The sequence below is a fragment of the Streptococcus sp. 27098_8_69 genome (assembly GCF_041432445.1).
Taxonomy (GTDB): Bacteria; Bacillota; Bacilli; order Lactobacillales; family Streptococcaceae; genus Streptococcus.
Genome location: NZ_JAPVZO010000003.1, coordinates 13,649 through 27,159, shown reverse-complemented (window position 1 = coordinate 27,159; position 13,511 = coordinate 13,649). Strand labels below are relative to the sequence as shown.

Genomic DNA, 13,511 nt, shown 5'->3' with positions numbered 1-13,511 from the left:
TTATACCTTATCATACTAGGACAAGCAAATGTTTTTTGTTTAGGCGGAATTGCTCTTCATATGAAATTAGAATTATTTTTAAAAAAATGATATGATAGAACTTATGGATAAAAATAAAATTATAGGCTTAAGCCAATCAGAAGTTAATGAACGTCAGAAACAGGGACAGGTCAATGATTTCAAAGCATCAGCTAGTACCAGTACTTGGCAGATTGTAAAACGAAATGTCTTTACTCTCTTCAATGCTTTAAACTTTGCTATTGCCTTAGCGCTCGCTTTTGTTCAAGCCTGGAGCAATCTGGTTTTCTTTGCGGTTATCTGTTTTAATGCTTTTTCAGGAATTGTAACTGAGCTACGTGCCAAGCATATGGTTGATAAACTCAATCTCTTAAATAAAGAAAAGATTACGACTATTCGTGATGGACAAGAGATTGCTTTAGACCCTGAAGAGCTTGTTTTGGATGATGTGATTCGCTTGTCTGCAGGGGATCAAATTCCAAGTGATGCGATTGTATTAGAAGGTTTTGCAGAAGTCAATGAAGCCATGTTAACGGGCGAGAGCGACTTGGTGCAAAAAGAAGTAGAAGACTTAATGTTGTCAGGTAGCTTTCTTGCAAGTGGCTCTGTCTTCGCTCAGGTTCATCATATAGGAGCAGATAACTATGCAGCCAAACTCATGCTTGAAGCTAAGACAGTTAAACCAATCAATTCTCGTATCATGAAATCACTAGATCAACTTGCAGGATTTACTGGGAAAATTATCATTCCTTTTGGAATTGCCCTCTTGCTTGAAGCTTTGGTCTTGAAAGGTTTACCACTGAAGTCTTCTGTAGTGAATTCCTCTACAGCTCTTTTGGGAATGTTGCCTAAGGGGATTGCCCTCTTAACTATTACCTCTCTTTTAACCGCTGTTATCAAGCTTGGTTTGAAAAAGGTTTTGGTGCAGGAGATGTATTCCGTTGAGACCTTGGCACGTGTGGATATGCTCTGTTTGGATAAGACAGGAACCATTACTCAAGGAAAGATGCAGGTTGAGACAGTTCTTCCTCTGACCCAGGATTATGATAAAAATGCTATTGCCGACATACTAACCAGCTATATGGCAAACAGTGAGGATAAAAATCCAACTGCTCAAGCTATTCGTCAACGGTTCCAAGGTCAAGTAGCTTATCCGATGATTTCTAGTCTTCCATTTTCAAGCGATCGTAAATGGGGAGCAATGGAGTTAGAAGGTCTCGGAACTGTTTTCCTAGGTGCACCGGAGATGTTGTTGAATGCTGAAGTTCCTGAGGCTAGAGAAGCTCTTGAACGAGGATCTCGTGTCTTGGTTCTGGCCCTTAGTCAAGAAAAACTTGACTACCACAAGCCACAGAAACCATCGGATATGCAAGCCTTGGCTTTGCTTGAGATTCTAGATCCAATCCGAGAAGGGGCAGCTGAGACGCTAGACTATCTTCGTTCTCAGGAAGTAGGGCTGAAAATTATTTCTGGTGATAATCCAGTTACCGTTTCAAGTATTGCTCAAAAAGCAGGTTTTGCAGATTACCACAGCTACGTAGATTGTTCGCAGATCACGGACGAGGAATTGATTGCTATGGCTGAGGAGACAGCGATTTTCGGACGTGTCTCTCCTCATCAAAAGAAACTGATCATCCAAACGTTGAAAAAAGCAGGTCATACTACAGCCATGACGGGGGATGGTGTCAATGATATCCTAGCTCTTCGTGAGGCAGACTGTTCCATCGTTATGGCTGAAGGAGATCCAGCGACTCGTCAGATTGCAAATCTGGTTCTCTTGAACTCAGACTTTAATGATGTTCCTGAGATTCTCTTTGAAGGTCGTCGTGTGGTCAATAACATTGCCCACATCGCTCCGATTTTCTTGATTAAGACCATCTATTCCTTCTTGCTAGCAGTTATCTGTATTGCCAGTGCTTTGTTGGGACGTACTGAATGGATTTTGATTTTCCCATTCATCCCGATTCAGATTACCATGATTGACCAGTTTGTGGAAGGATTCCCACCGTTCGTATTGACCTTTGAGCGAAATATTAAACCAGTAGAACAAAACTTCCTCAGAAAATCCATGCTCCGTGCGCTACCAAGTGCCTTGATGGTAGTCTTTAGTGTTCTCTTTGTTAAAATTTTTGGAACCAGTCAAGGCTGGTCAGCCATTGAAATTTCGACTCTTCTGTATTATCTACTAGCGTCGATTGGTTTCATGTCTGTAGTTAGAGCTTGCTTGCCATTTAGTCTATGGCGTGTGCTCTTGATTATTTGGTCAGTTGGTGGCTTCCTTGGAACAGCTCTATTTCCAAGAATTCAAAAATTGCTTGAAATTTCAACACTGACAGGACAAACATTACCTGTCTATGGCATCATGATGCTCATCTTTACTGTGATTTTCATCCTGACAAGTCGTTATCAAGCTAGAAGATAAAGAAAGGCTGCAATCTGTGGATTGCGTTTTTCTTATACGACGAGTCTATCGTAGATCTGATGTGCAAGACCTAGGTGCCTATTATCTATCGGTGAACCCAAGAGCGTTTCTCAAGCCTGCTTGTATTGAGGTAGAAGAATCAAATGTCTGTGGCTAGACTATTTGAAGTTTGAAGAAATAATACTCTTCGAAAATCTCTTCAAACCAGGTCAGTGCTATCTGCAATCTCGAAGCTGTACTTAGAGCAACTTGTGGTTAGCTTCCTAGTTTGCTTTTCGGTATAAAAACTGTCAGATGAAGGGATGGCAAAATCGTATCTCTCCGAACAGAAACATGAAAGTAAGGTGTATAGAGCTCGTAAGAGGACGCGAAAGTCTGTAACCTAAAAAAGAACTAGATAAATCCACTAAGTGTAGTTATTCTAGTTCTTTTTCGTTTATTCAACACCCAAGATTTCTTTAATATCATCAACGCTCAGATTGCTTCTGCTTTCTTGTCCTTCAAGGACGGTGTTGAAGAGTTCTTTTTTACTTTCTTGGAGTTCTTGGATTTTTTCCTCTATGGTTCCAAGGGTGATGAGGCGATAGACATCAACTTGTTTGGTCTGGCCAAGGCGGTGGCTTCGTCCGATGGCTTGCATCTCGACTGCTGGATTCCACCAGAGGTCACAGAGGATGACGGTATCAGCTCCTGTTAGATTAAGTCCTGTTCCACCTGCTTTTAGGGAAATGAGGAAGCAGTCTTTTTCTCCCTGATTGAAGAGATTGACCATCTCTTGACGTTTATCTGAAGGGGTTTGTCCTGTGATTTTAAAGTGAGATAATCCCTTTTTCTCTAGTTCTTGCTCAATGAGATCAAGCATAGAGGTGAATTGTGAAAAGATAAGTGGTCGTGATCCTTTTTTACGAATGGCGTCCAGGAGTTCGAATAAGCTGTCCATTTTTCCACTATCCCCTGTGTAGTCTTCTAAAAAGAGAGCTGGGGTATTACAGATTTGTCTGAGTCGGGTCAGTCCTGCTAAGATTTCAATTTTATGACGTTTAATCTCATCAGCGCTGGCTCCTGCAACCATTTCTTGCATACGTCGAAGTTGAGCTAGATAGAGCGTTTTTTGTGAACTGCTGAGTTCATTGCTGTAGAGGTGCTCGCTCAGTTCAGGCAATTCTGTCAGCACTTCGTCTTTTTTCCTACGCAGAACAAAAGGTTGAATCAGTTTAGCAACGAGTTGAGGTGACAATTTTGAAAATTCCTTTTTACTTGGTAGGAGTCCTGGTAATACTATCTGGGAAATAGACCAAATCTCTTCGAGACGGTTTTCGATAGGAGTTCCAGATAGGGCATAGCAGGTTTTGACATCAAATTCTCTCAAAGCTTGTGCTGTTTTGGTCTGACTATTTTTTATCATCTGTGCCTCATCTAAGATGAGGTAGTCGTAAGACTGTTTTTGATAGTGTTCAAGGTCAGATCGAAAAGATGGATAGCTTGTAATAGTGATAGTGGCAGATTTTTCAATTTGTTTGATACGCTCAGTTTTTGTGCCATAGGCTACTTCAACCTGTTTGTGAGGTACAAATTTTCGGAATTCTTCTTTCCAATTGTAAAGAAGGCTAGCTGGAGCTAGGATAAGAGCTTTCTGTTCTGGTTTAAGGTTGGCTTCCAGAAGAGTGATGGTTTGCAAGGTTTTCCCTAGCCCCATATCATCCGCCAGGATTCCACCAAAATGATAATGATCCAACATACTCAGCCACTTGACTCCTTCTTTCTGATAGGAGCGGAGTTTGGCCTTGACTTCATAAGGCTTGATGTCAAATTCTTCAGGGTGGGTCAGGTCATAAGCCATCTTTTTGAAATCACGAGAAAAATTGACATGTTCATTGTCTTTGAAGGTTTCAGAAAGGCTAAAGGCACGAGATTTGTGCATCTTGATTTTTCCGTCTGAAAATTTAGCGCGAAGCTCTTGGAGACTTTGGGCAACCTTGAGACTTTCATCGTCAAAGACTAGAACCTTTCCTTGCTTGGTTTGGTAGTGGCTTTCTTGATTCCATAAAGCTTGGATAGCTTTTTCAACCTCATCTTCTGAAATCATAGAAAAATCAAACTGAACTGAAAGGAAACCTTCGTCGTCAAAAATGTCAATGACAGCAGGATCTTCTATTAAGAGTTTTTCAAGCGATTTATCTAGTTGAACTTGACCCAGAGTACGAAAACGAGGTAGTTCTTTTAGGAAGAAATCAACGACTTTGATTTTAGAAAGACTATGAAATTCCTCTTTGAAACCAGCAGAAAGCAGTTGATGATAGATTTTTCTAGCTTTGCTAGCTTGGTAAGTATAGGGGAGGCTTAGGAGCTCTTGTTTAGAGTGGACTTGCTTTTCTCCAAATGACCACACCATGTTGAGAGCAATTTCATTTCTAGTCTTGGAGAAGGCAAAGGTGGGGATGAAGTCATGGATTTGTAATTCATCTGGGATACTGATAGGAACATAGTTTGAGATGATATTACAGATTTGCATGAGTTCAGCTTTATTTTCCTTTGAAAAGATAAGAGGAGAACTTTCCTGATAATGGTAGATCCAAGTAGCTAATTTATGTAAAAAGTAACGGTGCTCTTTTTTGATGATGTGGAAGTGATTGTGCCGAATCCAAAGTTTTTTTTGAATAATGAAACCAAAATAAGCTGTATTGATGATTTCATAATGGTTATCAGATTTGACAACTTTAAAAATTTCTTCTTCTGGGATAAAGGGATTATCATCTAAGAATATAAGAGGATATTCGGCTTTTGAGGTTACATATTGAAAGACGTCCAAAGCTTGAAAAAGTGGGACGAGGTCGTTTAAATAGCTAACAGGAGCCTCTAAATAGCGTCCACAATCTCTAGGGCTAATGCCATAACTGAAGTTGGAATAAGAAGGTTCATTTCTATCGATGAAATATTTTTTGATATAGAGGAGTAGATTTTGAGAAGCTTTATTAAACTGGTCTAATGATAAGTTGATTGTCCCGATTTTCTGTGAAACAAAGTAATCTTCCTGTTGAAAAATGAGAAAAATGAAGTGAGCTATATCCTTGATAACATAGGCACGAGGAGCCTGTTCCACCTGTAGTTTTAAGGTCCAGAATAGGCTATGATTTCGAATTTCGAATTGTCCATGAAGTGCAAGTGAAGGCGCCACCGCTTTTTCTTCTAGCAGTTCGTCTTGGAGCTCTTCAGATGGCAAAGTAGGAATCAGTTGGCTGGCAAAACTTGGTTTATGACTAGATTTACGAATGCGTTCTTGAATAACTTGGGGGAGACTACGAAAGTAGAGATCCATGGCAACCCAGTGTTTACAGACTTCCTGATCTTGGAAATCATTACATTCGCAATGAAAGCCAGTCAAATCGAAGTGCTCCATACTGGTCAGGATGTTGGGTTCCAGATACATGGAGATGCCATTATAGGTATTGGGATGCTTAAAATATTCTTTGTTTTCAGTATCAAAATAGTTTTTTATCTGTTGGAAAATAGTTCGTCCATCCATTCTCATACGAGCAGGTAGTCTATCGGGAACCGTCATTGAAGTAACCTCTGTTCTAATCATTCTTTCCTCTATCTTATCAGATTTTATAGGAAAAGAATAGGCCTATCTTACATAAATTGCACTTGATAGGGATTGGAAAAATAAAGAGTTTCTCTTGATTGTAAATCTTTGAATTAAATCCATCTATTGTGTTAGGCCATTGAAACTTCTTTCGCTGTTACTGGAAAGTTGAGGTTTGAAATATGGTATAATAAAGAGAAATAGAGTTTTTGAAAGTGAGAGAAGATGATTTCAAAGAGATTAGAAACGGTAGCTTCTTTTGTTCCCCAAGGAGCTGTTTTACTGGACGTCGGAAGCGACCATGCTTATTTACCGATTGAACTAGTTGAAAAAGGTCACATTGAGCGTGCCATTGCAGGAGAGGTAGTGGTAGGTCCCTATCAATCTGCAGTCAAAAATGTTGAGAGTCATGGTTTGACTGAGAAAATTCAGGTTCGTTTAGCCAATGGCCTGGCAGCTTTTGAAGAGGCTGACCAAGTCTCTGTCATCACTATTGCTGGAATGGGTGGTCGTTTGATTGCTACGATATTAGAAGATGGTTTGGACAAACTAGCCAATGTTGAGTGTTTGATTCTTCAACCCAATAATCGTGAAGATGAGTTGCGCTCTTGGTTACAAGAGCACGGTTTTCAAATTATGTCAGAAAGTATCCTAGAAGAAGCTGGGAAATTTTACGAGATTTTGGTGGTGGAAGCTGGACAAATGAAGTTATCAGCGAGCGATGTCCGCTTTGGTCCTTTTTTGTCCAAAGAAGTCAGTCCAGTCTTCATCCAAAAATGGCAAAAAGAAGCTGCTAAGCTTGAGTTTGCCCTTAGTCAAATTCCAGAAAAAAATCAAGAAGAACGTCAGGTTCTAGCAGATAAAATTCAAGCCATCAAGGAGGTGCTCCATGAAAGCAAGTGAAGTGATTAAGCGTTATGAAGCCTATTGCCCACAAGAATTTTCTATGGAAGGTGATAGTCGTGGTTTGCAAATTGGCACCCTAGACAAGGAAATTAAAAAAGTCATGGTTGCCCTTGATATTCGTGAAGAGACAGTCGCTGAAGCTATTGACAAGGGTGTTGATCTGATTATCGTTAAGCACGCACCTATCTTTCGTCCGATTAAGGACTTGGTAGCTAGTCGTCCTCAAAATCAAATTTATATCAATCTCATCAAGCATGATATCGCAGTCTATGTCAGTCATACTAATATTGATATTGTTGAAAATGGTCTCAATGATTGGTTCTGCCAACTATTGGGTATTGAGGATACAACTTATCTGCAAGAAACAGGTTCTGAACGTGGAATTGGCCGTATTGGAACGATTAGACCTCAAACATTTAAGGAATTTGCAAATCATGTTAAGGAAGTCTTTGATCTAGATAGCCTTCGTATGGTGTATTATCATGAGAGTGATTTGCAAAAGACCATTTCAAGAGTGGCCATTTGTGGCGGCAGTGGGCAGTCTTTCTACTCTGATGCTTTAGCAAAAGGAGCAGATCTTTACATTACTGGTGACATCTATTACCACACTGCCCAAGATATGTTGTCAGACGGCTTGTTGGCTCTGGACCCAGGCCACTATATTGAGGTTCTCTTTGTTGAAAGAATTGCAACGTTTCTGAATGAATGGAAGGAAGAGAATGCTTGGTCGCTAGAAGTTGTCGCAAGTCAGGCTTCTACCAATCCATTCCATCATATCTAGTTAGAAGGTAAAGACAATGAAAAAAGTTGCCATTGTAGGAGCAGGAATTGTAGGGGCAACAGCTGCCTACTATCTCTCTAAAGAAGCAGATATCGAAGTAACTGTCTTTGATCATGGATACGGACAAGCGACCAAGGCAGCTGCAGGAATCATCAGTCCTTGGTTCTCTAAACGACGTAACAAAGCTTGGTACAAGATGGCTCGCCTAGGAGCAGACTTTTATGTAGATTTATTAGCTGATTTAGAAAAAACTGGTCAAAAGGTTGATTTCTACCAGCGCTCAGGAGTCTTCCTTCTCAAAAAAGATGATTCCAAGCTCGAGGAACTTTATGATTTAGCCTTGCAACGTAGAGATGAATCTCCCTTAATTGGCGAATTAGCCATTTTGGACCAAGCTGCTGCAAGCAGCCTATTCCCTGGTCTAAAGGGATTTGAGAGATTGCTCTATGCTTCTGGAGGAGCTCGAGTAGATGGGCAACTCCTAGTGGGTCGTTTACTGGAGGCCAGTCAGGTTAAGGTCGTAAAGAAAGAGGTTAGTCTAACTCCTTTATTATCAGGCTATCAGATAGACAATCAAATGTTTGATCAAGTAATTTTATCTACGGGAGCTTGGCTTGGACACATTTTGGAGCCTTTAGGCTATGAGGTGGATGTTCGTCCTCAAAAAGGTCAACTTAGAGATTATCAGGTTGATTTAGACATGGCAAGCTATTCTGTTGTCATGCCGGAAGGTGAGTGGGATTTGATACCATTTCCTGGAGGTAAGTTATCTCTAGGAGCTACCCATGAGAATGACATGGGATTTGACTTGACAGTGGATGAAACCTTGCTCGATCAAATGGTTGTGGCGGCGAGTCCATTTTATCCAGCCCTGGCTGAGGCAATTTCATCTGGTGAACGTGTGGGGATTCGTGCTTATACAAGTGATTTCTCTCCATTTTTCGGACAGGTTCCAAACTTATCAGGAGTCTATACAGCAAGTGGTCTAGGATCTTCAGGGTTAACGACTGGTCCTATTATCGGTTATCACCTAGCTCAAATGCTTCAAGGAAGAAGTGGAGTATTGGATCCAGCAGATTATCCAACTGAAAGATACATTAAAAAGAAACAATAGTAAATCTTTTACTTAGATTTTACGATAGTGTTAGGAAAGTAAATGACTTTCCCTATCAAAAATGGTAAAATGAAAAAAATAATCCAAGAATTGAGGAAATAAAATGCAAGAAAAAATTCTGGTAACGGGTGGAGCTGGTTTTATCGGAACTCACACCGTCATCGAACTGGTCCAAGCAGGACACCAAGTTGTTGTTGTCGATAATTTGGTAAACAGTAGTCGTAAAAGTCTTGAAGTAGTCGAAAGAATCACTGGGGTAGAAATTCCTTTCTACGAAGCAGATATTCGTGACACAGATACACTTCGTGATATTTTCAAACATGAAGAACCAACAGGTGTGATTCATTTTGCTGGTTTGAAAGCTGTAGGGGAATCTACACGTATCCCACTTGCCTACTATGATAACAATATTGCTGGAACTGTCAGTCTCTTGAAAGTTATGGAAGAGACAAACTGTAAGAATATCATCTTCAGCTCTTCAGCAACAGTTTATGGAGATCCGCATACTGTTCCAATCCTCGAAGATTTCCCTCTTTCTGCTACTAACCCTTATGGTCGTACTAAGTTGATGCTTGAAGAAATCTTGACGGATATCTATAAAGCCGATTCAGAATGGAACGTTGTTTTACTTCGCTACTTCAACCCAATCGGAGCGCATAAGAGCGGTGATTTGGGTGAAAATCCAAACGGTATTCCAAATAACCTTCTTCCATATGTTACACAAGTCGCAGTTGGTAAGTTGGAACAAGTTCAGGTCTTTGGAGATGACTACGATACAGAAGATGGAACAGGTGTTCGTGACTATATCCACGTCGTTGACTTAGCAAAAGGGCACGTTGCGGCCCTTAAGAAGCTTCAAAAAGGTTCAGGACTAAACATTTACAACCTTGGTACAGGGAAAGGCTATTCTGTCCTTGAAATTATCCAAAATATGGAAAAAGCAGTCGGACGCCCGATTCCTTATCGTATTGTGGAGCGCCGTCCTGGTGATATTGCAGAATGTTACTCAGACCCAGCCAAAGCTAAGGAAGAACTTGGATGGGAAGCAGGACTTGGTATTACAGAAATGTGTGAAGATGCATGGCGTTGGCAAAGTAAGCATCCAAATGGATTTGAAGACTAAAATGATGATTTCAATCATAGTCCCATGTTTAAACGAAGAGGAAGTACTTCCTCTTTTTTATCAAACTCTTGAAGTACTGATTCCAGATTTGGGAACAGAAATCGAATACATTTTTGTAGATGATGGTTCGACTGATAAGACTTTGGACCTTTTAAAGGTTTATCGAGAGAAAAATTCTGCAGTACATTATATCTCTTTCTCGCGAAATTTTGGGAAGGAAGCAGCCTTATATGCAGGTTTACAACAAGCTAGAGGAGATTTGGTGGTAGTTATGGATGCAGACCTTCAGGATCCACCAAGCCTCTTGCTTGAGATGAAGGAACTACTAGATCAGAATCCAGACTTGGACTGCGTTGGAACACGCAGAACCAGTCGAGAAGGAGAACCTTTTTTACGTAGTTTCTGCGCAGATTTTTTTTATCGTTTTATGCAAAAAATTAGCCCAGTAGCCCTTCCATCGGGTGTCCGTGATTTTCGGATGATGAGAAGATCAGTTGTGGATGCAGTGTTAGAATTGACAGAATACAATCGCTTTTCCAAAGGACTCTTTGCCTGGGTTGGTTTCCGTACTCACTATTTAGAATACCCTAATGTTGAAAGGCAGGCAGGTAAGACAAGTTGGAGTTTTAGACAACTCTTTTTCTACTCTATTGAAGGGATTGTGAATTTTTCAGATTTCCCTTTAATATTAGCCTTTGTTGCTGGCCTTTCGTCGTGTTTTCTGGCTTTAGTGATGACATTGTTTGTAGTTGTCCGTACTCTCGTACTGGGCAATCCAACTTCTGGTTGGACCTCTCTGATGGCTGTCATTCTATTTCTTGGTGGTGTCCAATTATTGACGATTGGGATTCTCGGAAAATATATCAGTAAAATTTATATGGAAACGAAAAAAAGACCCCTCTATCTGATAAAAGAACAGAGTGAGTCATGATAAGATTTACTAAAAATAAGTCCTTCAAAAGACTATAATTTTCTGGAAAAATATGCTAAACTAGAGGAAGTGGGATTTGGAAATCGAATCACCGCTGATGACAAATTAATCTTTGATGAGCGCGCGAGTGGGACACTGTTTCACAGCTTCCAGTAGCTCTTCACTAGCTGGGACGTCTCTCTCTAGTAGATTAGGATCATCATAGAAACGCACAATACCATTATCATGGTAATCAAATAAATCAGAATAGGTTTGGCATAGCCCACAGGCAATGCATCGTTCAGGTATAAGTGTGATTTTCATATTTATATTGTAATAAGAAATTAGAAAAAAAACAAGGAGTAAGGTATGGAAAAGGAACCATGGCAAGAAGATATTTACGACATCGAGGAAAGTCGTTCGGAACGAAGAAGTAGAGGAAATAAGGGAACAGGAGTGGTAGCCAACCGTATTCTAACCATTTTGGCTTGTATTTTCTTTGTTATCGTTGTCGGTATGATTGCTGTTTTAATCTACCTGTCATCTGGTGGAAGTGATCGTACAGCAGCCTTGAAAGATTTTCATGATTCTTCTGCGCCTAAGGTAGAGGAAGTTTCTTCAACATCATCAAGTAGTTCAGTTGAAGTATCAAGTTCTGAAGCAGGATCAACTTCTTCAAGTAGTTCAGAGGAACATACAAATGCTGAGGGAACCATTACTGTCCTTGCAGGTGAAGGTGAAGCAGCTATTGCAGCTAGAGCAGGCATTTCTATTGCCCAGCTTGAAGCCTTGAACCCTGGTCATATGTCTTCAGGAACTTGGTTTGCAAATCCTGGTGATGTCCTTAAGACAAGATAGGAGTTAGAATGAAAACAATTCAGATCGCTATTGATGGACCAGCATCCAGTGGTAAAAGTACAGTAGCTAAGATTATCGCTAAGGACTTTGGCTATACTTATCTGGATACAGGTGCCATGTATCGTGCGGCAACTTATATTGCCTTACAGCATCAAATCAATCCAGAAGAATCCTCTCAGCTCCTTGATTTATTGGATCAATATCCGATTAGTTTTGGGCGTTCTGAGGATGGAGAACAGCTTGTCTATGTCGGTGATGTAGATGTTAGCCATCCAATCAGAGAAAATACTGTGACTAATGCAGTATCAGCTTTTGCAGCTATTCCAGCTATTCGTGAAAAATTGGTAGCTCTCCAGCAAGAAATTGCCCAACAAGGCGGAATCGTCATGGATGGTCGAGATATTGGTACAGTGGTCTTGCCTAAGGCTGAATTGAAGATTTTTCTTGTTGCTTCAGTAGATGAACGTGCAGAACGACGTTATAAGGAAAATCTTTCAAAGGGGATCGAAACAGATTTGGAAACTTTGAAAGAAGAGATTGCTGCGCGTGATTATAAAGATAGTCATCGTGAAACTTCTCCTCTTAAGCAGGCAGATGATGCAATCTATCTGGACACGACAGGACTAAGTATTTTAGAAGTTGTCGAAAAAATTAAATCAGAAGCAGTCAAACATTTTTAATTTGAAATTTTAACCGATTGACCATGATAGTGGTGAGTCGGTTTTTTAGCAATTTGTCAAATTATTAATTTTAAGGTATAATAGTCATTGTTAACGAAAATTTGACAATCAAACAATCATGCAACTATAAGGAGATAAAATGAACAATCTACCAAATTGCCCAAAATGTAATTCAGAATACGTCTATGAAGACGGAGCATTGCTAGTCTGTCCAGAGTGTGCCTATGAATGGAATCCAGCAGAACAAACAGAAGCTGAAGATGGTGTTGTTGCTATTGATGCTAATGGAAATAAATTGGCTGATGGAGACACAGTAACCTTGATCAAAGATTTGAAAGTGAAAGGTGCGCCGAAAGATCTTAAGCAAGGAACACGTGTTAAAAATATCCGTATCGTCGAGGGTGACCACAACATCGACTGTAAGATTGATGGCTTTGGTGCTATGAAACTAAAATCAGAATTTGTTAAAAAGATTTAATCATGACTACTTGGAATAAATTTATTTTTTTCAGTCGGACTTTCTTGTTTTTCGCAGCATTTACAGGGGTTTATCTGGAAATTACCAAACGTGGTGGTTTAGGGATGTTGCTTTACTATACAGTCCTTTCCAATCTTTTGGTTGTCATCTTTACAGCTTATCTTTTGTTAAAGATGCGTAGTGGCGGTGATAGTTGGCAGAGTGCTGGGATTCTACGTCTCAAAGGTGGTGTCACTATGAGTATTATGATTACTTGTGTCATCTATCATTTCATGCTAGCTCCTTTGACGACAGATTTTTACCGTTTGGAAAATTTCCTTTGCCATTATATTGTCCCTCTCTGGTTTTTAGCAGATACAATTATTTTTGATAAGAGTCGTCAATATAAGTTAGTTGATCCCATGCTTTGGACTAGCCTTCCTTTGCTTTATATGATTTTTGCCCTCTTAAACGGTTTTGTTCTAAAGATGGATGTCCCTAATGCTAAGGATAGTCCCTTCCCTTATTTCTTTTTGAATGCTACCAAACATGGTTGGGGCTTTGTCTTTAAATGGGCGGCAACTATCTTTGTTGCCTACATGGTTTCAGGATATCTCTTTTATCTTGTGAAAAGTATTAAAAAATCTAAGAAATAAGAG

12 protein-coding genes are annotated in these 13,511 nt (G+C 40.0%); 10 read left to right on the top strand and 2 right to left on the bottom strand.

Going from position 1 to position 13,511, the window contains the following annotated elements:
* Positions 1-103: 103 nt before the first annotated feature.
* Complete coding sequence (locus O3658_RS02035; protein WP_371559093.1) at positions 104-2,440, top strand: cation-translocating P-type ATPase; 2,337 nt, start codon at positions 104-106, stop codon at positions 2,438-2,440.
* A gap of 436 nt (positions 2,441-2,876) precedes the next feature.
* On the opposite strand, the gene O3658_RS02030 is transcribed toward O3658_RS02035, so the two are convergent.
* Positions 2,877-6,023 (bottom strand): SNF2-related protein, encoded by a 3,147-nt coding sequence (locus tag O3658_RS02030; RefSeq protein ID WP_371559092.1) that lies wholly within the window; start codon positions 6,021-6,023, stop codon positions 2,877-2,879.
* Positions 6,024-6,248: 225 nt separating this feature from the next.
* Between O3658_RS02030 and O3658_RS02025 the strand changes: the two genes are divergently transcribed.
* The 5 genes from O3658_RS02025 to O3658_RS02005 all read left to right on the top strand — a co-directional run bounded on the left by O3658_RS02025 (position 6,249) and on the right by O3658_RS02005 (position 10,878).
* Positions 6,249-6,926 carry a tRNA (adenine(22)-N(1))-methyltransferase TrmK gene (locus O3658_RS02025; RefSeq protein WP_371559091.1) on the top strand — a complete coding sequence of 226 codons (678 nt, stop codon included), beginning with the start codon at positions 6,249-6,251 and terminating at the stop codon, positions 6,924-6,926.
* Positions 6,913-7,710, top strand: a complete 798-nt coding sequence (locus O3658_RS02020) for a Nif3-like dinuclear metal center hexameric protein (protein ID WP_371559090.1) — start codon at positions 6,913-6,915, stop codon at positions 7,708-7,710. The genes O3658_RS02025 and O3658_RS02020 overlap by 14 nt, the downstream gene beginning before the upstream one ends.
* Positions 7,711-7,726: 16 nt before the next feature.
* Complete coding sequence (locus O3658_RS02015; protein ID WP_153224920.1) at positions 7,727-8,824, top strand: FAD-binding oxidoreductase; 1,098 nt, start codon at positions 7,727-7,729, stop codon at positions 8,822-8,824.
* A gap of 103 nt (positions 8,825-8,927) precedes the next feature.
* Positions 8,928-9,947, top strand: a complete 1,020-nt coding sequence (gene galE / locus O3658_RS02010; protein WP_153224919.1) for a UDP-glucose 4-epimerase GalE — start codon at positions 8,928-8,930, stop codon at positions 9,945-9,947.
* Positions 9,931-10,878, top strand: coding sequence for a glycosyltransferase family 2 protein (locus O3658_RS02005; RefSeq protein ID WP_371559089.1), 948 nt, complete (start codon positions 9,931-9,933; stop codon positions 10,876-10,878). The genes galE and O3658_RS02005 overlap by 17 nt, the downstream gene beginning before the upstream one ends.
* Positions 10,879-10,983: 105 nt before the next feature.
* Here O3658_RS02005 and O3658_RS02000 read toward each other — a convergent pair whose 3' ends face one another.
* Positions 10,984-11,181: a ferredoxin gene (locus O3658_RS02000; RefSeq protein WP_083303333.1), complete on the bottom strand. Its 198-nt coding sequence runs from the start codon at positions 11,179-11,181 to the stop codon at positions 10,984-10,986.
* A 45-nt stretch (positions 11,182-11,226) separates the two neighbouring features.
* Between O3658_RS02000 and O3658_RS01995 the strand changes: the two genes are divergently transcribed.
* From O3658_RS01995 to O3658_RS01980, 4 genes are all read left to right on the top strand, one after another.
* Positions 11,227-11,715, top strand: a complete 489-nt coding sequence (locus O3658_RS01995; RefSeq protein ID WP_281334601.1) for an SAG1386/EF1546 family surface-associated protein — start codon at positions 11,227-11,229, stop codon at positions 11,713-11,715.
* Between the two features lie 8 nt (positions 11,716-11,723).
* Positions 11,724-12,395 carry a (d)CMP kinase gene (gene cmk, locus O3658_RS01990; protein WP_075230401.1) on the top strand — a complete coding sequence of 224 codons (672 nt, stop codon included), beginning with the start codon at positions 11,724-11,726 and terminating at the stop codon, positions 12,393-12,395.
* 139 nt (positions 12,396-12,534) lie between these two features.
* Positions 12,535-12,873, top strand: a complete 339-nt coding sequence (locus O3658_RS01985) for a zinc ribbon domain-containing protein YjdM (protein ID WP_075230400.1) — start codon at positions 12,535-12,537, stop codon at positions 12,871-12,873.
* 2 nt (positions 12,874-12,875) lie between these two features.
* Positions 12,876-13,508 (top strand): Pr6Pr family membrane protein, encoded by a 633-nt coding sequence (locus O3658_RS01980; protein WP_371559088.1) that lies wholly within the window; start codon positions 12,876-12,878, stop codon positions 13,506-13,508.
* Positions 13,509-13,511 lie beyond the last annotated feature (3 nt).